The 22,259-nt window shown below is 35.5% G+C and carries 18 protein-coding genes; 8 read left to right on the top strand and 10 right to left on the bottom strand.

Features of this window, described 5'->3' with window-relative positions; translation table 11 throughout:
• Positions 1 to 28: 28 nt before the first annotated feature.
• The 3 genes from buk (at position 29) to ACRD7B_RS10630 (ending at position 4,670) form a co-directional block, all read left to right on the top strand.
• The gene (gene buk / locus ACRD7B_RS10640; RefSeq protein WP_430824533.1) at positions 29 to 1,105 is read left to right on the top strand and encodes a butyrate kinase; all 1,077 of its coding nucleotides are present in this window, start codon (positions 29 to 31) and stop codon (positions 1,103 to 1,105) included.
• 85 nt (positions 1,106 to 1,190) lie between these two features.
• Complete coding sequence (locus ACRD7B_RS10635) at positions 1,191 to 2,468, top strand: cation:proton antiporter domain-containing protein (protein ID WP_430824532.1); 1,278 nt, start codon at positions 1,191 to 1,193, stop codon at positions 2,466 to 2,468.
• A 45-nt stretch (positions 2,469 to 2,513) separates the two neighbouring features.
• Positions 2,514 to 4,670 (top strand): trypsin-like peptidase domain-containing protein, encoded by a 2,157-nt coding sequence (locus ACRD7B_RS10630; protein WP_430824531.1) that lies wholly within the window; start codon positions 2,514 to 2,516, stop codon positions 4,668 to 4,670.
• Between the two features lie 5 nt (positions 4,671 to 4,675).
• On the opposite strand, the gene ACRD7B_RS10625 is transcribed toward ACRD7B_RS10630, so the two are convergent.
• The 5 genes from ACRD7B_RS10625 to ACRD7B_RS10605 are packed head-to-tail and all read right to left on the bottom strand — an operon-like array spanning position 4,676 to position 10,809.
• Positions 4,676 to 5,635, bottom strand: a complete 960-nt coding sequence (locus tag ACRD7B_RS10625; protein WP_430824530.1) for a DUF4465 domain-containing protein — start codon at positions 5,633 to 5,635, stop codon at positions 4,676 to 4,678.
• A complete protein-coding gene (locus ACRD7B_RS10620; protein ID WP_430824529.1) occupies positions 5,636 to 7,048 on the bottom strand; it encodes a redoxin domain-containing protein in 1,413 nt (470 codons plus the stop codon).
• Between the two features lie 23 nt (positions 7,049 to 7,071).
• On the bottom strand, positions 7,072 to 7,959 hold the full coding sequence (locus ACRD7B_RS10615; protein WP_430824528.1) for a glycosyltransferase family 2 protein: 888 nt from the start codon (positions 7,957 to 7,959) through the stop codon (positions 7,072 to 7,074).
• A gap of 4 nt (positions 7,960 to 7,963) precedes the next feature.
• Complete coding sequence (locus ACRD7B_RS10610; RefSeq protein ID WP_430824527.1) at positions 7,964 to 9,742, bottom strand: aminopeptidase P family protein; 1,779 nt, start codon at positions 9,740 to 9,742, stop codon at positions 7,964 to 7,966.
• A 2-nt stretch (positions 9,743 to 9,744) separates the two neighbouring features.
• Complete coding sequence (locus tag ACRD7B_RS10605) at positions 9,745 to 10,809, bottom strand: hypothetical protein (RefSeq protein ID WP_430824526.1); 1,065 nt, start codon at positions 10,807 to 10,809, stop codon at positions 9,745 to 9,747.
• 195 nt (positions 10,810 to 11,004) lie between these two features.
• On the opposite strand from ACRD7B_RS10605, the gene ACRD7B_RS10600 reads away from it, so the two are divergent.
• On the top strand, positions 11,005 to 13,032 hold the full coding sequence (locus ACRD7B_RS10600; protein ID WP_430824525.1) for a TonB-dependent receptor: 2,028 nt from the start codon (positions 11,005 to 11,007) through the stop codon (positions 13,030 to 13,032).
• Positions 13,033 to 13,091: 59 nt separating this feature from the next.
• Here ACRD7B_RS10600 and ACRD7B_RS10595 read toward each other — a convergent pair whose 3' ends face one another.
• Positions 13,092 to 14,915 (bottom strand): peptidase U32 family protein, encoded by a 1,824-nt coding sequence (locus ACRD7B_RS10595; protein ID WP_430824524.1) that lies wholly within the window; start codon positions 14,913 to 14,915, stop codon positions 13,092 to 13,094.
• A 236-nt stretch (positions 14,916 to 15,151) separates the two neighbouring features.
• Here ACRD7B_RS10595 and ACRD7B_RS10590 point away from each other — a divergent pair, with 236 nt between their 5' ends.
• Positions 15,152 to 16,930, top strand: a complete 1,779-nt coding sequence (locus ACRD7B_RS10590) for an SLC13 family permease (RefSeq protein WP_430824523.1) — start codon at positions 15,152 to 15,154, stop codon at positions 16,928 to 16,930.
• Here the strand turns inward: ACRD7B_RS10590 and ACRD7B_RS10585 are convergent.
• On the bottom strand, positions 16,927 to 17,646 hold the full coding sequence (locus ACRD7B_RS10585) for a hypothetical protein (RefSeq protein WP_430824522.1): 720 nt from the start codon (positions 17,644 to 17,646) through the stop codon (positions 16,927 to 16,929). The two genes, ACRD7B_RS10590 and ACRD7B_RS10585, sit on opposite strands and share 4 nt — an antisense overlap.
• 154 nt (positions 17,647 to 17,800) lie before the next feature.
• Here ACRD7B_RS10585 and ACRD7B_RS10580 point away from each other — a divergent pair, with 154 nt between their 5' ends.
• From ACRD7B_RS10580 to ACRD7B_RS10570, 3 genes are all read left to right on the top strand, one after another.
• Positions 17,801 to 19,087 (top strand): tyrosine-type recombinase/integrase, encoded by a 1,287-nt coding sequence (locus ACRD7B_RS10580; RefSeq protein ID WP_430824521.1) that lies wholly within the window; start codon positions 17,801 to 17,803, stop codon positions 19,085 to 19,087.
• Entirely contained in the window at positions 19,059 to 19,262 is a 204-nt protein-coding gene (locus ACRD7B_RS10575) for a hypothetical protein (protein ID WP_430824520.1), read from the top strand. The genes ACRD7B_RS10580 and ACRD7B_RS10575 overlap by 29 nt, the downstream gene beginning before the upstream one ends.
• A 226-nt stretch (positions 19,263 to 19,488) precedes the next feature.
• Positions 19,489 to 19,911: a hypothetical protein gene (locus ACRD7B_RS10570; protein WP_430824519.1), complete on the top strand. Its 423-nt coding sequence runs from the start codon at positions 19,489 to 19,491 to the stop codon at positions 19,909 to 19,911.
• Positions 19,912 to 20,003: 92 nt separating this feature from the next.
• On the opposite strand, the gene ACRD7B_RS10565 is transcribed toward ACRD7B_RS10570, so the two are convergent.
• The 3 genes from ACRD7B_RS10565 to ACRD7B_RS10555 all read right to left on the bottom strand — a co-directional run bounded on the left by ACRD7B_RS10565 (position 20,004) and on the right by ACRD7B_RS10555 (position 22,209).
• Complete coding sequence (locus ACRD7B_RS10565) at positions 20,004 to 20,480, bottom strand: DNA/RNA non-specific endonuclease (RefSeq protein WP_430824566.1); 477 nt, start codon at positions 20,478 to 20,480, stop codon at positions 20,004 to 20,006.
• Between the two features lie 182 nt (positions 20,481 to 20,662).
• Positions 20,663 to 21,181, bottom strand: a complete 519-nt coding sequence (locus ACRD7B_RS10560; RefSeq protein WP_430824517.1) for a hypothetical protein — start codon at positions 21,179 to 21,181, stop codon at positions 20,663 to 20,665.
• A 152-nt stretch (positions 21,182 to 21,333) separates the two neighbouring features.
• Positions 21,334 to 22,209, bottom strand: a complete 876-nt coding sequence (locus ACRD7B_RS10555; protein ID WP_430824516.1) for an alpha/beta fold hydrolase — start codon at positions 22,207 to 22,209, stop codon at positions 21,334 to 21,336.
• Between the last annotated feature and the right edge of the window lie 50 nt (positions 22,210 to 22,259).

Here is a 22,259-nt window from a genome sequence, read left to right as displayed (position 1 = left end):
TTATGAAAATCCCAAAATTGAACAAGTAATGAATTGTAGTAAAATTCTAGTCATTAACCCTGGTTCTACTTCAACAAAGATTGCAGTTTATCAAGGTTGTGAGTCTGTTTTTCTTAAGACTTTGAGACATTCATCAGAGCAATTAGCTCAGTTTGAAAATATTTCAGCTCAATTTGAGTTTCGTAAAGAGACCATACTTAGCGAACTGATTCAAGCAGATATTGAAATCGATGATTTTGATGCTATTGTTGGTAGAGGTGGTTTGGTTAAGCCTATTGAGTCGGGTGTTTATGAGGTAAATGAGCCTTTGAAAGCCGATTTGCGAAAAGGAGTATTAGGAGAGCATGCCAGTAACTTAGGAGGTTTAATTGCTGATGATATTGCTAAAACTATTCCTAATGCACGCGCTTTTATTGCTGATCCTGTAGTGGTTGATGAGTTGGAAGATGTAGCTCGCGTTACCGGGCACCCTGACATGCCACGTCGTTCAGTATTTCATGCCTTAAATCAAAAAGCTGTAGCAAAGAATTATGCCAAAGCAATTGATCGTAAATATGAAGATATTAACGTCATTGTTGCTCACCTTGGTGGTGGTATCTCTGTTGGAGCTCACCGTAAGGGAAAAGTGATCGATGTAAATAATGCTTTGGATGGATATGGTCCATTTTCACCTGAGCGTGCAGGTACTTTGCCTACCGGTGCATTAATTGATATGTGTTTCAGCGGAAAACATACTTATGAAGAAATGCGTAAGTTAGTGAACGGTAAAGGTGGTATGGTTGCGCATTTAGGAACTAATCAGGCCCATGAAGTTGAAGCAAAAGCCGTAGCAGGAGATGAGCATAATATGTTAATCCTAACTGCAATGGCTTATCAGATAGCTAAAACGATTGGAGGATGTGCTACTGTCTTAAAAGGTGAAGTAGATGGTATTGTAATTACTGGAGGTATTGCTCATGATAAGACGGTAATTGCATACATTAAAGCCATGGTTGATTGGATTGCTCCAATGAAAGTATATCCTGGAGAGGATGAAATGAAAGCATTGGCAGATAATGCTTTGAGTGTTCTTTCTGGAGAAGTAACTTGTAAAGTGTATCAATAATAATTGATAATCGAAATAGTAAAGATTGCCATGGACTTTGTCTGTGGCAATTTTTTTATATCTTAATCCAAATATAATAAGGGTTATGGAGGGTATAAATGCATATTATTTAATAATTGGTGCTGCTATAGTGATTATAGTTTCTTATTTGTTTAATGTTATTGCGCGTAAAACTAATATTCCAAGTGTCATATTGTTAATTGTTTCTGGATATGCAGTTAAAGAATTAATCGGTTTTGAATTTAATGAAGCGGATTGGTTTTTGCCATTGGAGATATTAGGAATTGTTGGTTTAATACTAATAGTGCTAGAGGCGGCTTTAGATTTAGAGTTGAAGCGGAGTAAAGTTAAAATTATCTGGCAATCATCCTTGGTTGCCACCTTGTCTCTTTTTTTTAATACTTTTTTTCTAGCCTATGGTATTCAGTTTTTCATAGGTAATATGGATTGGCTAACAGCCGTAATTTATGCAATCCCATTAGCTATAACTAGCAGTGCTATCGTTATACCAAGTGTTGCCGGCCTTAATCGTGAAAAACGAGAGTTTCTTATTTACGAGAGTACCATATCAGATATTCTTGGAATTATGTTTTTCTACCTTTTGGTCGAAAACCTGGATACACAAGGTGCAACTATGGTTGGGCTTAATGTACTTTCTAATATTGGTGGTACCTTAGTGCTGAGTGTGTTGATTTCCTATGCCATGATTTTCTTGTTTCAGAAAATGCGCTCAGATGTTAAGCTCTTTTTATTTTTTGCCGTTTTAGTGCTCATCTATGGCATAGGTAAACTATTCCATCTGTCATCCCTTTTAATGATTTTAGTGTTTGGATTAATATTAGAGAATCGAACACTGTTTTTTAGTGGCAAATTAAAACGTTTTCTCGATGAGGCGAATGTAACAAAGGTGCTTGGTGAGTTTAAGCTTCTTACCCGAGAGAGTTCTTTTGTAGTTCGCACTTTCTTTTTCTTTGTATTAGGTATATCCATCACGCTTGCGGGTGTTTTTGTACCGTCCATACTAATGCTTACTACTTACTTTATAGTGGGCATGTATGGCTTTCGATGGTTAATTTTTAAGCTCATTTTTAAACGCGATTATTTTCCTCAGTTTTTTATAGCGCCTCGTGGATTAATATCTGTTTTGCTCTTTTTTGCCATTCCGAAGGAGTTTCGTATTAATGATTTTGAATTGGGAATTCTGTTATTATCCATAGTTGTAACCAGTTTAGTAATGGCATGGTCTTTGGTTCATGATAGCATGGGGAAACATGGTCGCATTAAACGTTATTTATTATTTCGTAGAATGGTACAGCGAGGTCAATCGATTTCTCGAAAAAGAGAATCAAATGCGAAGAAATGATTGTGGATTCCGAAACCTTTTAATGATATTATTGTAGAAAGTTGTATGCTTAAAAAGATTATAATACTTCCGTTATTTTTTATTGGTTTTTGGTCAAGTGCGCAAGTATCGCATGGTGGTTCTCCTGATTTTGTAAATGACAACTTACAATCAATTGAATTAAGTGCAGATCTTGAACCGATGGCCAAAGCAATGAGAGAAGATGAGCTGAATAAGGTAGGACCGCTAAAGTTTGCTCAAGCAATTTTTGTGGATTATACACCAAAGAATTCAGGTAGCTGGGAGATAGGGTTGGATGGAAAAATGGTTTGGCGATTGGCATTAAAATCCGCAGGTGCAAAAAGTCTGAATTTGATTTTTGATAAATTTAAACTATTAGAAGGTGCTAAGCTGTTTGTTTATAACAAGGAGGGGAGCCATATTCTAGGCTCTTTCACTGAAGAAAATAATAAACAATCAGGTTTATTTGCAATAGCACCAGTTATGGGTGATGAAATTATTGTTGAGCTGCAAAGTGAAAGTTATAATGCTTATGATCATGAATTGCAAATTAGCGCAGTAAATCACGATTATTTGGGGGTGTTTGATTATTTGAAACGCTTCAGTGATTTTAATGATTCAGGTGATTGTAATATTGATGTTAACTGTGATGATGGTTTGTCCGATGAAATAAAGCGATCGGTATGTAAAATGGTTGTACAGATTGGTCATGGTTCTTATTTATGCTCAGGTACTATGGTAAATAATACTGAGTATGATGGGAAAGCATATCTTGCAACAGCTGGTCATTGCATCGATGGAGATCAAACAGCACAAAACATTATATTTTACTTTAATTTTGAATCACCAAAGTGTGGTGTAGCACTGGCTGGTACCGATGCCCAAACCTTATCAGGAGCTGATGTGAGGGCTTATGTTGAGAATATGGATTTTGCCTTACTTGAAATGTCCAGCATGCCACCAGAAACATATCGACCTTATTGGGCAGGATGGGATAGGACTACTAACTTAAGTCAAAATGCCTTTTCTGTGCATCATCCAAGTGGAGATATTAAAAAAGTTTCTGTTACTAAAACTATTCCAATAGAAGAAGATTTTATATTTGGAGGAAAATTTATTGCTGATTGTCATTGGGAAGTGGCTGAGTGGGAGAGTGGTGTTACTGAGGGCGGATCGTCAGGCTCTGGTTTATTTACTCAGGAAGATAAACTAATTGGCTTTCTCTCTGGTGGAGAGGCTTATTGTGGTAATCCATACAACGATTATTACGCGCGCCTTAATAGAGCATGGGATAACCATCCGGAAGATACTAAGCAATTGGCCAAATGGCTCGATCCAGCTGGTACAGATGTAAATGACTTGGTTGGCTTCGATTTTTATGAAGGAAATATTCAACGCATTAGTTCTTTAACTGATGGTTTGGCACCAGATACCCTATACAGTAATAACTTTAAAGGCTCTTGGGGAGGGAATAACGAACGAAACTATTCGGCCTTTGCACATCAATTTACAGAATATAGTTCAGCAACGTTACATGGAGTTTACGTGTTGCCGGCAAAAAGTAAATATAATTCGGATGAAACCATCAATGTTAAAGTGTGGTCAAGTGATAATGATGAACCAACAACTATTTTGGCTGAGAAGAATAATATTACATTAAAGTCAATGTACTCAAGAGAAACGCTGATTGAGTTTGAAGATCCATTAACCATTAATGGTTCATTTTTTATTGGCATAGAGTTAAATAACCCTAGTTCAGTAGATACATTTTCTCTTTATAATGTGATTGAGTCGGGTGCTGCTTTGCCTTGCAATAAAGCATTTATCAAAGACAATGGAACATGGAAAGCCTTTAGTACTTTACATCCACAAGATGATTATGGGGCTTATTGGTTTGATTTCCTAGGTTCTGATATGAGTTTGTCAACCGAAGTATGTAGCACTGATGTTGAAAGCCCAGGTTTTACAGCAATTAGTCCAAATCCTGTTCGTAATGGTTACTTGAAGTATCAAACAAATATTGAGGATTTAAGATCGGTTGAAGTATATACTGTTAACGGGCAGCTTTTAATAAATTACACACGAGATGGCGAACAAAAAGGCGAATTAAAATTACCCGCTAATGCAGGTAGTGGCCTCTACATTGTTGTATTTAAGGGTGCTGTTGAGCAATCAACCGAGCGTATGTTGTTAATTAGGTAATATTTCTAAGATTTAACCTTTAAGTTGTCGAGACAGAAATACGAAGGTATCTGGTTTTCTTCAAGGTCATTAATTGATGAAGTCAATTTAAACCCAATGGAAACCACATTGCCTAAATCCTCAAGGTCAACTGTTGACCAGGATGAAATAATTTGTCTTTCGGCTATGGTTTCAAAACGATAATCGGCTAAATAATATTCAACTACTCCGGTAGTTGCTCCGCTTTCGTCGTATCCTGTAATGGTCAATAAAAAGAAATCTTTATCTTCCTTTTTCTCGAAGAATTGGTTCATGCTTATATAGGCAAGCGTTGTATTGTTAACTTCTATCGATTTAATAGCATGACTTTTTCCGTCGCTAAAACGAATGTGGTGATTTATACTCTCTGATTCTTTGAATACAGAAAATAGCTTTGAGTCATCGGCACCGGATGAATTGTAAACACTAAATTGATTTGATGCATCACCGGTTATTTTATCCGTATTATCACTTACGGCAAAACCACTCCAGGTTTCAATATTAGCATCGGGGTTGTGGTTACTGAACTCAATGTGATCAAATACAAAATACCCTCCATCAGCTTGATTATTATAGCCATCGTCGTTAAGATTCTCAAAATCATCGAAAGTTACAATGTCAAGATTGTGAACCGGAATTTCCATTTGATCCGATCCTGCCGAAGTCGTTACCGTAAAGGTATAATTGAAAGTAGCTAAAATTTGGTCTTCAAATACCAGGTCACGTTCTGTTTGAACAAGCTCTTCATCTAGTATCCATTCATAATTAGATCCTTCATCATAGGTGATTTTTGGAATAATTACTAATGTACTGTCCTTATCAATATCAAAACCACCCTCCGGCATATCCAAGTAAACCGTAGGCGCAGGAAGTTCCTTACTGTGGTCCTTACAGGCTGATAATGAAATCAATGAAAGTACAACTATATTTAAAAATAAGATCTTCATTTACAATAACTTTAAATAATGGTCCAGAAATCCTGGAATCTGTTCAGCTGCTAGTCGTTTGGCTTTGATTTGCTTGTTTTTATCAAGAATGTATATGACAGGTGTACTATAAATATCGTAGTTACTTCTAAAACCACTTTTATTATAGGGGTCGTATAAATGAATCCATTCCTCTAATGCATTGTCTTCTATAAATTTTTGCCAAGGTTCTTTTTCATGCTGTGTGTAGATTGCTATAATTTTAACCCCTTTATCGGCATATTTCTGCCACACTTCTTTATTTAATCTAGGGACCTCTTTTTCGCAATGGCCGCATTCGGGCTCCCAGAAGATGAGAATTGTAAATAAGGCATCTATTTCGCTTAAGCGAAAAACTTCTCCAGTAATTGATTCCATCTTAAAATCCGGGGCAATATTGCCAATTAAATTGGGTTTGAGTTTATCAACGCGCTCTTGTAGTTTGGCAATAAACTCCTCATTGGCCCAATCGGCTTTTCCACTGAGATAATATTTTTCACCAACATGAACCATTACACGATCCATTCCCATTACTTTGCTTTCGTTGGCCCAGTTGAATAGGAATTTAATAAGATAGTCTTGAACTTCATCACATCCTTCAGCTTTTTCTATCATCTGGTCTATCCCTTTGTTTATTGTGTCGGGTACAACAAGTGCCTGACTCAGATAACGTTCAATTTTATTAGCGAAATAAGGCGTGCGTAAAAAACGTTCATCCTGAAAGTCGATATTGTCGAAATAATGTGCTTTGTAATAATCAAATCGTTTCTGTTGTATTATAGAATCAGGGTTTGCAGTACCTTCGGGAGCATTCATTTCTGGCACTTCTACTTCTTGAAGACCTTGTAAGAATGATGCAAGAAATGTGTTTGGGTTGGCTTGAATGAGTTGAAGTGCTTTCTGTTGAACTTCATCACCCATGTCCCGAAGTTGTTGTTGTAGTTTCTCTTTATTACTAGTCTCTTCTTCAGCTTTTAATACATCTTGTATGCTTTTAGCTTCACGTTGTTTTGTTTGAATAAACTTTTGATATTCTAAAAAATTACTGCTTTCATTAGAGCCGTTGATTATAATGGAATGAGGTAGGTTGTTGGCGTCAATATTTATATTTAGCTTCTGCTCTTTACCAATTAAAACATCAAATAGTTTTTCGCTATTGAGATATATAACATAAATGCCTTGTTTTAAAGGGGCATTACCTTCAAAAGTAAAACCGCCTTCAGGATTGATATAGGCAGTATCTTGCACTAACATCTGTTTGTTAAAGTGGTAACCTAAGATGATAGATGTGTCATTGCTATTGCTTACTGATACATTAATATTATGGCCTTGTGCATTACTACTAAATGTAGCAATAAGTAGTATGAATAAGAGGGGTATGTATTTTATATTCATGATTGTAATTTCTGTTATTCTGATCAAAGTGTTGAATAATAACCTAATTTATAAAAATCGAACAGCCACAAATTTGGACTCTTTGAATGCATTGATTTTTCAATTGCTTTATTGGTTTTTCGATATGCAAATCTAATGATAGGCAATAAGCCTGCCAACTTGCTAAGTTCATAATACTTGATAATTTTTATTCTTTTTTTTACCAGCTTGTTGTTTTGCTTAACACTCATTATGAGTTTTAAGGTTTCTAGTCGGTTTCTGTTTTTTAATATGAATTCATCGTTACTCTCCAGACCAATATGTGTGACAGCATTATCAATGTGATTAATGCATATTCCTTTTTCTTCAAGCTCAATACCAAACATTGTATCCTCATGCCCCGATCGTTTAATGCTTGCGTTAAAGCTAACTTTATCAAATAGTTCTTTTTTAGCCAGAAAATTGTTGGACATAAAACTTTTGTTGGGAATAATTCGCCTTTGTTCAGCGTTAAAATCTTCCCTTTTTTTACCAACTTTCCATCTTAAGGATTTATCTGCCGACGGTAACTTTATGGGGTGCACACGTCCTCCATAAGTTATTAAAATGTCGCTTTTTAATAATGGTTGATATTTCTTAAGGTAGTTTTTTGGCAAAGCAGAATCACTATCTATAAAAAGTATATTAGAAAACTTAGCCCAAACCGCCATTTGATTTCGTGTGGCGGCGCATCCTATGTTTTCTGCTGCTTCATAATACCGAACTTCATTTATAGTTTTTAATTCTGCAAATAGATTCTTAAAACTTTGGTCAGAACCATCGTCATATACAATTATTTCAATGTTTAAATCTATAACCCTGGCTTGATTAATTAATTCAGTTATTAAAGGACGAAGGTCGTAGTTGTATACCGGAATGCAGATTGAAAGCATGTAATTAGATGGATTGAGTTTTTAATTTTAACCATTCTTTTACATCACCTTCAAGTTGCTGTTCTAGCAAATCTCTCACTTTTGAATGATAATCGTTTAACCAGATCTTCTCCTCATCAGTAAGTAGGTTTGTATCAACGGCATTTAAGTCAATAGGACAAAGTGTAAGTGTTTCGAAATTCATGAAATTACCGAATTCGCTTCTTAAGGCCTTATTGCAAAGAATAAGGTTTTCGATACGAATTCCATGTTTGCCCTCTCGATAAATCCCTGGTTCATTCGAAGTAATCATGCCCGCCTTCAACTCAACTCCATTGTCTTGTGGACGAATGCTTTGTGGGCCTTCATGCACATTCAAGAAGTGGCCAACACCATGTCCGGTGCCATGTCCATAATTTAAGCCTTGACTCCAAAGTGCCTGACGAGCTAAAATATCTAAATGAACACCACGTGTGCCTTGTGGGAAAGTTGCTTTGTCGAGGGCTATATGTCCTTTTAATACTAGCGTGAAATCTTTCTTTTCATCCGAACTTAATTCGCCAAGTGCTATTGTGCGAGTAATATCAGTTGTTCCTTCGAGGTATTGACCGCCTGAATCAATCAGATAAAATCCTTGAGGTTTAAGTTCTGCTGCCGAATCTTTTTCAACAGAATAGTGAACAATAGCGCCATTGCCGGCATAACCACTTATGGAATTAAACGAATCGCCTTGATAGTTTTCTTGTTGCTTTCTAAATGATTTCAGTTTCTTTGCTGCAGAATACTCATCAATATATTCTTTACCAATAGCGCTATCTAACCAGTGAAGGAACTGCACTACAGCCACCCCATCTTTAACCATTGCCTTACGAATGTTATCTATTTCCGTAGGATTTTTAATGGCTTTTAATTGGTTTATCAAACTCTCTTCTTCAATTTTTGCAGCTTGCGATGGGAGGTGACTGAAAACAGAACTGTTAACACGATTTGGATCTACAAGAATTATTGAATCTTGTAACATGTCTTTTATGAAGGCATAAAAATCGTTGTATAAGAATATTTTAATTCCCTCGCTAGTTAGCTGTTTACCTAAGGTAGAAGTTAATTTATGTGGATCAATAAACAGATTAATCTGATTTTCAGTTATGATCAGATAGGAATGGAAAACAGGGTTGAATGAGACATCAGTTCCTCTGAAATTTAAGAACCAGGCAATCTCGTCTAAAGCCGCAATCACATAATGTGTAGCGCCTTTTTCCTTCATCAACTTTCTTATGAATTGGATTTTCTCTTTTCGACTGACACCACAATATTTAGTTTCTAATTCAAAAATACCATCTTCCGGAATTGGAGGGCGTCCTTCCCAAACTTCATCTTCAAGTGAAAGTCTGCCATCCAGACGTATGTCAACTTTTTTTAGTGTTTTGGCCAATTCGCGATAAGCATTTACGGTTATCATTTTACCGTTAATGCCAACAACACTTCCTGAGTGTAATTCCACGCTTAGCCAATCTTTATAATCCGGCGTGTCAGCTTCCCCCATTTTAAATAAGGTGATCTCAGCTTCGTCCAGCTGTGTTTCGGCTTGAAGAAAATAGCGTGAATCAGTCCATAAACCAGCACCTTCCATTGTAACAACTAAAGTGCCTGCCGAGCCAGTAAAGCCCGAAAGCCAATCTCTAAACTTCCAGTGGTCTGCAATATATTCACTTAAATGTGGATCGCTGCTCGGAATAATATAGGCATCAACTCCTAGTGAGCCCATATAACTTCTTAACTTAAAAATATGGTCGGCTGCTGACATAGTTATTTGTTTTGAATGTTTAAATCGGAATGTTCGTTAAATAAGATAAACTCAGAAGTGACTATTTCGTCGCTGCCAATTTTTCCGGAAAATGATAATTTATCGTATTCTTTAATTAATCGTAGCAACGATGCATTGGGATGGGAAAAATTACCACTAGTAACTTCTCCATTTAAATGATAGCTTAAAGAGCCAGGTACTTTAATGCTTGTGTTGACATTTTGATTTGAAACCGTTAATTGCTTAATACTTTCTTTTAGGTCGATATTTAGCAAGCCATTATTTATCTCAAAATGGCCGTAGCTATTTAAATTTGTGCATTGAGCGATTAACTGCTTACCCTGTACTGTTGCACTGTCGCAATTGTTGAGTTGTATTCTGTCTGTAAATGATTTAATATCTGCTCTTGCGCTATTTTCTATTGTTAGCATCGAATATTCACTCTCAGCATCGAGTTGAATTAAGCTGTCTGCACTAAAAGTACAATTCGAAAAAGTGCCATTAACAGCGTTTGTTTTTTCAACCAAAGCTTCAATAAAATTCAATTTAAGTTCGTGCTGAATTAAATTATTTGATTGAAGCAAATGTAAACGGCCATATGATTGATCAAGAATGATTTGGCCAAGAATGTTTTGAATGATTATATCACCAAGTTTATTTTTAATTTTTAGGTTTAATCGACTTGGCAGTTTAATGTGGTATTCGATGTTGAATGGGTAATTTGAGAAAAACTCTTCATCAAATTGAGTGCGAAATATTAATTTTTCTCCTAGTTGGGCACGTTGAATAGAAATAAAATCAAGCACTTCTTCGGCTCCATTTGGTCCTGGTGAGTTAACATTGATCAGTGTATGTATTTCAATATTTTCTTTGTCCCAACCTTCAATTGTAATATTTCCGTGTTGATTTTTTAATTCCAGCAGCTTAATTCCATCCGCTTCAATCTCTATTTTTTCTTTGATGCCATAGCCATTTTCATTCTTTGAATATTCTTGCCCGCTTGCCCCAATGCATATAAAAAGAAAGGTTAATATGGAAATCAGTGAATTATGTGTTGTGTGTATCATGTTTCTTACCAGTTATAGCAGGCTAATTTAATCAAAAATAAAGGGGTTTTAAAATAATCCTTAAACGAGTTGAATGCAAAGAACACTGGCATGGTTTAATGTCGTAGAATAAGTCTCTAATTAACGGTTAATAACCATGTGCAGCTTTCCTTTTTTTTTACCTTTGCGGCTTCTTATAATTTTAATTTTTTAATGATGAAAAAGAATAATTTTTTTAGTGTGAATGTGATGTGTTTTAAGCAGTGGAAAGGCAACAACTATGCCATATTCAATAGTTTAAACCGAGTGCTGAAAATAGGAACTTTAATGGCGGCTTATTTTTGCTTGTTTGGTATGAAGCAAACTTTTGCACAAACGGATACTGCTTCGATAAATAAGAAAATAAATCTTGAGGAGGTCGAGGTTTCGGCTCGTCGTTCGCCAGCGGTTTACTCCGAGGTGGGACGCGTTCTACATGTTATTTCCAGAAAGGAGATTGAATCCCTGCCAGTGCATAGCGTTCAGGATTTGTTACGTTATGCTTTAAATGTAGATGTTCGCCAACGTGGCCCGCTAGGTATTCAGGCCGACGTGAGTATTCGAGGCGGCTCATTCGACCAGGTGATGATTCTGTTTAATGGCATTAATGTTACTGATCCGCAAACAGGTCACCTTAGTTTAAATCTACCCGTCAGCATGCAAAGCATTGAGCGTGTTGAAATATTGGAAGGACCTGGTGCTCGTGTATATGGGCCAGGAGCTTTTAGTGGAGCCATAAATTTTGTGACTGGCTCAAAAAAGAATGATAATCTTACCGTAAATGCCATGGCAGGCGAACATGGGCTCTACAATGTTGCTGCCAATTCTACCATTAACACTGGTATATTAAAAAGTTATGTAGCTGCTGATATTGCCTCAAGCGATGGCTATATCCATAATACTGACTTTAAAGGTCATAGTTTATTTTACCAAGGTCAATTAGATTTTGGACATGAGAAGCTTGATTTTCAGCTAGGACAAAGCAAAAAGGAATTCGGAGCCAATTCTTTTTATCCAGCAAGTTTTCCTAATCAATTCGAGACAAATAAAACAACATTTGCTTCTGTCGCTTTAACGGCAGGATCTATTGTTAAGGTTTCGCCTAAATTATACTGGAGAAGACATCAAGATCGTTATATGCTTAAAAAAGAGGACCCAAGCTTCTATGATAATCATCACTTAACTGATGTTTATGGAGCAAGTGTTAATGCTTCGATGCCTTGGTTTTTAGGAACTACCTCTTTGGGTGGAGAGATGCGTGGAGAAAATGTCTGGAGTAATAATTTGGGTAATTTAATGGCAAACCCAATTGATGTGCCAGGACATGATGCACAGTTCGACAAATCATATCACCGAAATAATGCCTCATCTTTCATTGAGCATGTTTACACTTATAATCGTTTTTCTGTTTCCGCAGGAGTATTAATGAATTGGAATTCATCATTAGGATTTAAAGTTGATTTTTTCCCAGGTATTGATGCCAGTTATTGGTTTAATGATAATGTTAAAGTTTTTGCTAGTGCTAATAAAGCTTTGAATTTACCTACTTTTACTGATTTGTTTTACGATGGTCCTATTGCAGAAGGGGATCCTGAGTTAAAGCCAGGTGAGGCATGGACATATGAAGGAGGCCTTAGGTTATCAAGGAGTTGGATAACTGGTCAAACTAGTATGTATCTCCGAAAAGCAGACAATGTAATTGATTGGGGTAAAGCTGGTGGTGAAGCAACATATACACCAAGAAACTTATCTGATATTAATACGTTTGGTTTTCAGGTTGATGGCCGTTTAGACTTTGATGCATTATTTGGCGATATTCTATTAAATTATTTTGAAGTAGGTTATTCATATCTTGATCAAGCTAATGGGGATGTGCCTGCGGATTATGAATCTGTCTATTTGCTTGATTATCTAAAGAATAAAGTGACACTTGGCCTAAATGTGAGTGTGTTTCAGAAGTTAAGTTTATCGGTAAAGACAATATATCAGGATAGGCAAGGTTCTTATGAATCATACCCATCAATGGATATTGTAGATTATAAGCCATTCTGGTTAACCGATCTTCGTTTGCAATGGAGTGAGAAGAAATACAAAGTATTTATTGATGCTAATAATTTATTTGATACGCATTATTATGATTTAGGAAATGTTCCACAACCTGGAAGATGGATGAAAGCTGGCGTTCAAGTTAGTTTAGATTGGTGAAAAAGTTGATTGTCTGAATAAAATAGTGGCCGGTTTCTATCTTTGGAAATCGGCCTTTTTTATGCCTTTATTATTTTCATTTCACACGCTTGACAATCAAAGGCGAGATGGTAACTGTCTTTCTCATTAAATAGTGTGAGAGGAAGTAAACCTTTGGCTTCCGGGTGTTCTTTTAAGCATTTGCCTTCCATGTATAGTATGCAATGCTTGGTACTCATTACTTCAATAGAAGAGTGAGGGGCTGATTTTTCATACCCCCAATCACTTAATGTAACGCCGTGTCGCTCGTAAAATTCTTTAGCCTTTTGATTTGTGATGTTTGCTTTAAAGTCCACTTTTTTTGTTGGAAAAGGAATGTTGTTAGGACTTATTGCTCTTTCTGTTCTTTTGTATAATCGAATGCGCTTTGAGATGTGTTGTTCGCATAATTCTCGTCTAAGATGATTGAGCTGCGACATTGGTACGAACCAAGTGTTGTCGAATTCGATACTAAGATTATTTACTTCAAAAGGTGTGTTGCCAAATTTTGATAATTGTTTCTCTATTTGAGTTAATGTTTTGTTTGCATCCTTCGCCAATTCTGCATCTGAAATATCTAGTGTGTTGGAACTGATAAGGCCATCAGAGTCACATAAGTTGAGAGTTAGCTCTTTGTTAGTTTCAACTAGCGAGAGGTCTATGTTAATTTTGCGTACCGTTTGGTTTTTATTTATTTCTTGCTGAAAACTAATGTCGTGATTCCTGTATAGTTCAAGACCTTTTGATAAACCATTCATTTGGTTTGGAACTATTTGTTTTCCATTAACTGTATTGATATTGAAACCAGATAATTGCTTTTTTTTATTTAAGAAGCAAAGCCCATCACCATTGTGAAGAGTTAAGTTTGTATCTATTTCGAAATGTTTATTTTCAATATGCGTTATGCGCCCTACCTTTTCTCCCAAAGCCTTAGGGGTGTGAATCGACCAAGGTTTATCACTTCTTTCATTTAAATAATAATGAGTAAACCCACGATTAAAGCTTTTTTGTGGTTCGGGACTGAATTTACTTATACTTCTGCCGCTTGAGGCTTTTACCAAGTCACTTCTTTTGTCAATAATTTGGTCTAGCTGCTGGCGGTAATGAGCTGTTATATTGGCAACATAGTCTTTATCTTTTAAGCGCCCTTCAATTTTAAACGATGTTATTCCGGCATCTATAATGTGTTCTAAATTTTTTGTTTGATTCAGGTCTTTTAATGATAAAAGGTGTTTGTCTTTATAAATAAGTTTGCCGTTTTTGTCTTTTAATGAATATTTTAATCGACAAGGTTGGGCGCATTCGCCACGGTTTGCGCTGCGCCCATTAATAGCTGCACTCATATAGCATTGGCCACTGTAGCAAACGCAAAGTGCACCATGTATGAAGTATTCTAATGGTACATTTGTTTTTGAGCTTATCTTATTTATTTGATTTAAACTTAATTCACGGGCAAGAACCACTTGATCAAACCCAACTTCTTCCAGAAATTTGACTTTTTCTACTGTTCGATTATCGGTTTGTGTACTTGCATGAATTGGAATGGGAGGTAGTTCCATTTCTAATAGACCCATATCCTGAATAATAATGGCATCGGCTCCGATCTGATACATTTGATGAATCAACTCCTGCGCCGTTTTCAATTCTTTATCGTACAGCACAGTATTAATGGCAATATATACTTTGCTATTAAAGAGATGAGCATGTTTGATTAGTTCTTCTATATCTTCAACGGAATTACCGGCTTGTTTTCTTGCGCCAAAACCTGGACCACCAATATATACAGCATCTGCACCATGATTAATGGCTGTAACGCCGCATTCGAGGTTTTTTGCTGGAGCTAATAATTCTATTTTTCGATTCATGTGTTTGTATTTTGTTCTTTGTTGCCACATGGAACTTGCCAAAATAAATCATGCACATGTGTGTGAAGCAATTCTCATGGCTCGTTTCATAAATGTGTCTAACAATGCTGGATAAATAACAAACGCTCATGTAATCTCACTAAAATTCGAATATTCATTATTAATTCATATTTTTGCTTGGCTTGCGTTTGTTTAAGCAATTGACAAAAATAAGCATATTATTTGACCCCATACACATGCAGCATTTTGATGTTATTATAGTTTTTGTGGTGATTGCTTTCATATTGATTTCCTTATACAAGGAATTGATGGGGGCGGCATTTACATTTTTTATAGCAGTAATGACATTGGGTGTGTTTGGAATCTTAACACCTTCGGAGATTCTGGCGGGATTTGCAAATGAACAGGTTGCGGTCATTATTATGTTATTACTCTTGGGGGATGCCATTCGGCAAACATCCGTTATTGAAATATTCTTTGCACGTATTTTTCCTGTTTCATCCACGTATAAGAGCTTTTTACTCCGAATGATGCTATGGGTTGGTGGTTTTTCAGCATTCTTGAATAATACACCTTTGGTTGCGGTTATGATGCCCTATGTACACCAGTGGAGTAAGCGTAATAATGTACCATCATCCAAATTATTAATTCCCTTATCGTATGCTGCTATTCTTGGCGGTTGTGTTACTTTAATTGGAACGTCTACCAACTTAATTGTAGGTGGTATGGTAAATGATCAGGACATCATTCCAGGTATGAGGCAATTGGAGATGTTTGATTTCTTTTGGGTGGGTTTCCCTATGTTAATTCTTGGATTCTTGTATTTGTATTTCTTTAGTTACAGGTTGTTGCCAAATCGGACTACGGTAATTGACGTTTTTAAGGAGTCGGAACGAACTTACCTTGTTGAAGCGGAAGTTAGGAACCAGTCGAGTTTAATTGGAAAGGTGCTTAAAGACGTTGATATTAAAGGTAAATATGGATTGCTGGTTGTGGAGATTTGTCGTGGAAAAGAGATCTTTCAAATTCGTGAAGGTAATTTTGTTTTGGAGGAGGGTGATTTATTGCGCTTTGCTGGCGATCATACTAATATTGCTCGACTTTTAGCCGATACCAGTGATCTGGTTGTGCCGTCGGTGGGGATGATGTCGAAGTTGAAACGATCACAAATTGTTGAAATAGTGATATCGCACAATAGCTCCTTGATATCTAAACAGGTAAAAGATATTTATTTTAGAGGTAATTATGATTCTGCATTACTCGCAGTTCATCGAAATGGAGAACGAATTAAAGGTGCTATAGATGATTTGAAATTAAAAGCGGGTGATGTACTGTTGTTGTTAGCTGGTGATAATTTTACTTCACACATTCAAAATCAGATCGACTTCTATGTGATATCTCGTGTGAAAGAATTGCGTAAACCGGAGCGATACAAGATTTGGGCCTTATTTGGAGGCACCTTGTTGGCTATTTTCTTAGCTGCTGTAAAATTGGTACCACTCTTCCTTGGTTTATTAATTGTTTTGGCAATGATCAATTTGCTGAAGGTAGTGTCGGCAAAGGATTTGCCTAAGAGTATTGATTATAATTTAGGTGTAATCATAGCTCTCTCTCTAGCATTGGGTACAGCCATGATGAAAACGGGAGTGGCGGATATGATTGCTAATTTTGTTATTTCTGTTTTTCTACCTTTTGGCAGGGTTTCCTTATTGATAGGAATATACCTTATTACCTCTGTATTGGCAGCTTACATTACAAACAAGGCTGCCGTCGCCATCTTATTTCCAATTTCTGTTACAGCCGCTAAAAATCTTGGATTCGATCCAATGCCTTTTGTATTAGTTGTTTCTTTTGCAGCAGCGGCCAATTTTATTACTCCCATTGGTTATCAAACCAATTTGATGGTATATGGGCCTGGAGGCTATAATTTTAAGGATTTCTTTAAAATTGGATTTCCACTAACCATCTTATATATGATTGTAACGGTTACTATTTTAAGTTTGATGTATTTCTAATAATGTCCTAGTTGCTTGGCTATCTTATTGATGTTGCTGTTTTTATTGGGATCTAATGGTTGATTGTTCGATTTAGCTGTTAGTAGTTCTTTGCGAAGCTCAATAAATAGTTTTGATACTTCTGAAATATTTTGCTGGCTTTTAATTAGCTTTTGTTCCATGTTTTTTATCGACTTGGTCTGATTTTCAAGTTCTTTCTCCAAGTCAACCTTTGCCAAACCCGTTTCGCTTAACTTCTTCTTCGAAGCCATAAGTTCTTCTTGTAGTTTACTGCTTCTGTCTTTAGCCATTTGTATAGAGTAATGCAGGCTTGCCGTATCTCTTTTCAATGCTGATATCATGCGTTGAGAATTTTTTAAATCCTCTTCAGCTAAATAGCCCGCTTTCTCTTTGGCTTTAAACTTGCCTAAGGTTTCGTTAAACTTAGTATTAAGAGCAATGCTCTCATCTTCGAGCTTTGTAACTTTAATCATCAAGTCTGCAATTTCATCGGAACGTAAAGAGTTGCTCTTTCCAAAATCGTTTTTCATTAGTTCGAAATCTGAAATTGCTTGGTTCAGATTGCCTTCCAGCTCTTTGTTCTCCTTGGTCTTGTCCGATAGATAGTCAGCCAACTGATTCTTTTCAATTAATAGAGCATCGTACTTCTTTTTTGAAACAATGCATGAGCTAAAAACAAGAGCTAGCGAAATCAGTAGGAAAATATTCTTAAGCATATCTGAATGATTTATAAAATGGTTTTATAATTTTATCAAAAATATAAATTAATAGTAACAATCTGATTAATAAAGGTGAAATATTTTCAATTGGGAACATTTAACTGTTTTTGTTCCCAGTTTTGTTATATTTGTTCCCATAGACTTATGAATAATGAGTAGCATAAAATTTAATTTAAAAGATACCCGTAAGCCAGAAAAATTAGATAGCCGTATTAGCTTAAAAATTAACCATTCTGGTGAACGTCTTCAGTTTGTTATCCCAAATCTAAGAATAACATTTGATAATTGGGACAAACAAAAGAATAGAAGTTACATAAAAAACTCAACCTTCAACAAAGTATTAGATGTTATTCAGATTGAATGTCAGAAGATTATTAACCGTACTCCTGAAATAGAAAGTTTAAAACACTTTAAAGGTGACATCAATATTATTCTTGAGAATATAGAAAATATTTATTTGGAATATTATCCAACACAAACGATTGTTGATAAATTAGGTGATGTTGTTGTTAAAGATATAACAAAGGCTAAAATATCATATGTTGAGAAAGACACCATTGAAGTGTTATTTGATAATCATTTGTATGACTATCGGAATAAACTTACCGATGTGCGATTGCTTAATATTAAAAGCTGTTTAGAAGCTTTAAAGAAATGTAATCTGAGTCGCATTGATATTCATAAATGGAATAACCATCATTTTGACGAGTTTGTTGAGTACTTTCTGGATAATGGGCGTCTAAATTCAACTATAAAGGAGAAAGTAAGGGTAGTTAAGAGTGTGATTCGTAAATTTGATTCTGATCATACTACGTTAAAATTTGATCCGCCAAATGTGATCAATCATAGAAATAATACTATTTTAACAGAAGCACAACTGGTAATTGTTGAAAATCTTACTTTGGAGGATGCGGGTTTGAAAAAGGTTAAGGATTTATTCTTGTTTGCTTGTTATACTGGTCAGAGGTTTAAAGATATTCAGTGTTTAAGCAAGTCTGAAATAAAAGATAACTTTTGGAGTGTAAATCAAGAAAAAACTGGAAATGACGTAAATGTGCCAATAATAAAGAAGGCTAGACTAATTCTTGAAAAGTATAATTATAACCTACCTAAAATTAGTATCGTTGGTTTTAATGCTAAGCTGAAAATAATTGGGAAGGAAGCCAATTTGGATGAACCCTATATAAAGAAAAGAAAGCAAGGTAATAAACGTAAAGAGGACAAAAGACCTTTATATAAATGGATGAGTAGTCATATCGCAAAAAGAATTTTTATTACTCATAGTTTAAATAAGGGTATTCCCATACATATAATTGCAGAGGTAGTAGGTAACGATTTGGTTAGTATGGAGCATTACATTCAGGTTACTAAGGATGTGATTGGGAGTCATTATTTTAAAGATAATACACATGAAAAAGAAAAAGGAAATAATAATTAGGATATATAATAAGGAAAATAATGAATTCATTTTGGAAGTTCCTCTAAAGAAGGGTGAAATTGATGCGGGAGAACTTCTTCGTGATGATGTTATTGATTATTTACTGAAGAATAATATAATTAAAGATGCGTTGCCTGATAATGTGCGTGTTGAAGTTGAAATGAGAAATTCGTAATCTTCTCATTGCAACTACTACCTCACTTCGTCCCCATATTAAGTACTATGACATAGTTAAATACCCATTAAAAGCGGTAGGATATGTAAAGGATGTTATAAAGCAAAGAGATGTAGGTAAGATTAATGGTGTATGGTGTGATGCAAATAAAAAGTTGTTTTATGAGTTTATTGATATGAAAAAAATATTGTAGCCACACCACCAACCCCAAATTAAACCCAACTCTATGACCCCAATAGAAATAATAACAAACCTAGCCAGACCCCGTCAATTTTATATTATCCACCACCCCCAAATTAAGCCAACCACGTTAAATGGCACAGAACTACGTTCACAATTTACACTTCAATATTCAGCAGTAAAGGTCAAAGAAGATGAAGAATATTCATTTGACATGGTATTATTGAGAGGTAAGAAGGTTTACATCAACAAGAGGGAAAATAAGACCATTTCACCATACATCTATGTCGTGGATGACAATATTAAGAAAATGATATTGGAAGCCTTAAAAACGTTCGAGAATGGCGAATATGAAAGGTTGGATGGTGAACCGGAAATGCTAGACCGATATGAGGACGATTTAGTTAGATGTACGGTGTTTGCTGAAGAGAAAGATGTAACTTCAATCTATGGGGAAGTGTTGGTATGACTTCAAAACCAATTAAATACAAAGGGTGATAACAGAATGTTATCACCCTTTTTAAATATCGAAAATGAGAAATTTGTAATGTTAATTATCCGTTATTGATGCTGCCAGCGATATCGACTCTCCGATGAAGCATTTCTTTTACACTGCGTCCCCTTTTGAGTGGTTGCCTGACATCGACCGCTATGAGTGGTTTTTGTTTCAATCTTTTTAACCGCACCCGATGCTTGCCCTTGGTGCACGTGACAATGTCCATTTGCATTGGTAGTCTTATTCTTGCACCTAACCCCAAGACATTGCTTACTTGTTGGTTCATTCGAACTCTCGGTTTTGTAGGTTGATTTATGGGAAGTAAACGTCCACAATGAAGCATCGGAACTAGCTTCCAGTTGATTTTCAATCGAATCCTCAAGACCTGAAAAGAAGTCAATACCAGTTATGGATTCCACATGATCTACCGTGACTACAAATTTTTGTAGAGGTTGACTACTCTTCTCATTTGGCAATACTAGGGCAATCATTTTCTCAGCACCTATGGGGTCAAATATGACTTTGTAATAGTATTCTGGTATTGCACTTTATTTGCTTCAATAGTGCCTTTATTTGTGCTTAAAATTGGTCTGGTGACTATTTACAGTCCTATTAAAACTCTACGTTTTGGGAGAAGGTCAATATGTAAACTTACCTTCTTCTTATTTTACAGAAGAAGTCAATTAGAGTATTCTATTAAACTGATTATTTTAATTGAAATTCATTACCTCCAGTGTGTTTTGAGTTCACCATCTCGGATAGGTGTATTGTTTAAATCAAAATTGTAACGACTACTGTAATAAGAACTACTCCATGATGTTGAACTATTATCTGGATTAAAATATATTACTCCAGTGAAGTAATCTGAACTATTCCAGTTACTCTTGTCACGCTGATGATAATTCTTAGTAAAAGTAAATGTTCCCTTCTCATTTAATGTAAATTTTTCTAACGTATCTTTAGGAATTCCATACCCATGATCATATAGCAATTCAAACTTATAGTTTAAATAATAATTGCCAACCGAATCAATTGTTATTTCTCCTTTGGGTATACTAAATCGATGCCCTTCTATCGGAAATTGAAAGCTATTATAATAATTGTCATGAAATGTAAGTTCGACCCAAAATAATCCCGTTTTGTAATGAAAATAAAAAGGTTTTGACTCATCTACAATTTCGACATCTTTATTACAAGATTCAAATATCAAAAATATGGCTATAGTATAGCTGATAATTTTCATATGATGAATAAATGTCAAATTTAAAGCTGCCTATACCAAATGTCAATAAAATTTAGGTAACTGGTTTCTAATTAAGAAGCGATGCATACCTGAATAGACAAAAACTATGCTTTCACATTTGTGTCCTGATGCATATTTGATAGTTTTGTTCATCACTCTACAATTAAGTCCGATTCATCATATTTTTCAATCATCCCCTTTAGTATATTATTGAAAGTTTCTGGTTGCTCCATCATTACAAAATGACCACAGTCTGACATAGTAACAACTTCAAAGCCTACCTTCTGAAGATTATCAATTTTTAATGGTTGGTAATCGGAATTAATTAATGTCATTGGTATATGCCTTTGTTTTAATTGATTGATAATTGGAGTGTAATCGTTACTAAATAAGTTCTCCATTGCCGATAATGCTACTTTTGGATCAGCTTGTGACATATCTTTAGCTATCCACTCAATTAATTCAGGATCAGATTCTGGCACGAACATTACCTGTTTTATCCATTGTGAGGAAGCAGTTACAAAATCATCTTTGAATGGCTGTAAAAAATTATCAAAGCTTTCACCTATCCATGGCATTGGAGTATCATTAAATCTGTCCACTAAAAACAGTTCAATATTATTCTCACCCCATTTATTAGCTGCTTCCAAGATAACATCTGAACCCATTGAGTGACCAGCTAAGTACGCTTTTTGAAAGTCCATTTTTTTAAGCACCGAGTTAATATCATCCCCATAAGCTGACATTGTCCAGTTATCTCTATTTAATCCAGATTTTCCGTGACCACCAAGATCAATAGTTACAACATGATATTCTTGTTTAAAGTAATCAACCTGTTTACTCCAGTATGATTTATCACATGACCATCCATGTATGAGTACGATTAATTCTTCACCTTGACCATATTCGGTGTAACAGATTTTTACACCATCTGATGATTTACAGTATTGGTCTTTACCTTCTTGGGTTTGGCAGGAAAATACAATTGCTAATACAGCGCTTAAAATGAATAAACCACATCGTTTCATGATATTTTGTTTAAGTTCTATAATATCTGGTATCAAGATGAAAGTTACGA

It is taken from the genome of Carboxylicivirga fragile (assembly GCF_050589805.1).
GTDB classification, from domain to species: domain Bacteria; phylum Bacteroidota; class Bacteroidia; order Bacteroidales; family Marinilabiliaceae; genus Carboxylicivirga; species Carboxylicivirga fragile.
The sequence above is the reverse complement of the archived record's forward strand: the minus strand, read 5'-3'. Positions and strand labels throughout refer to the sequence as shown.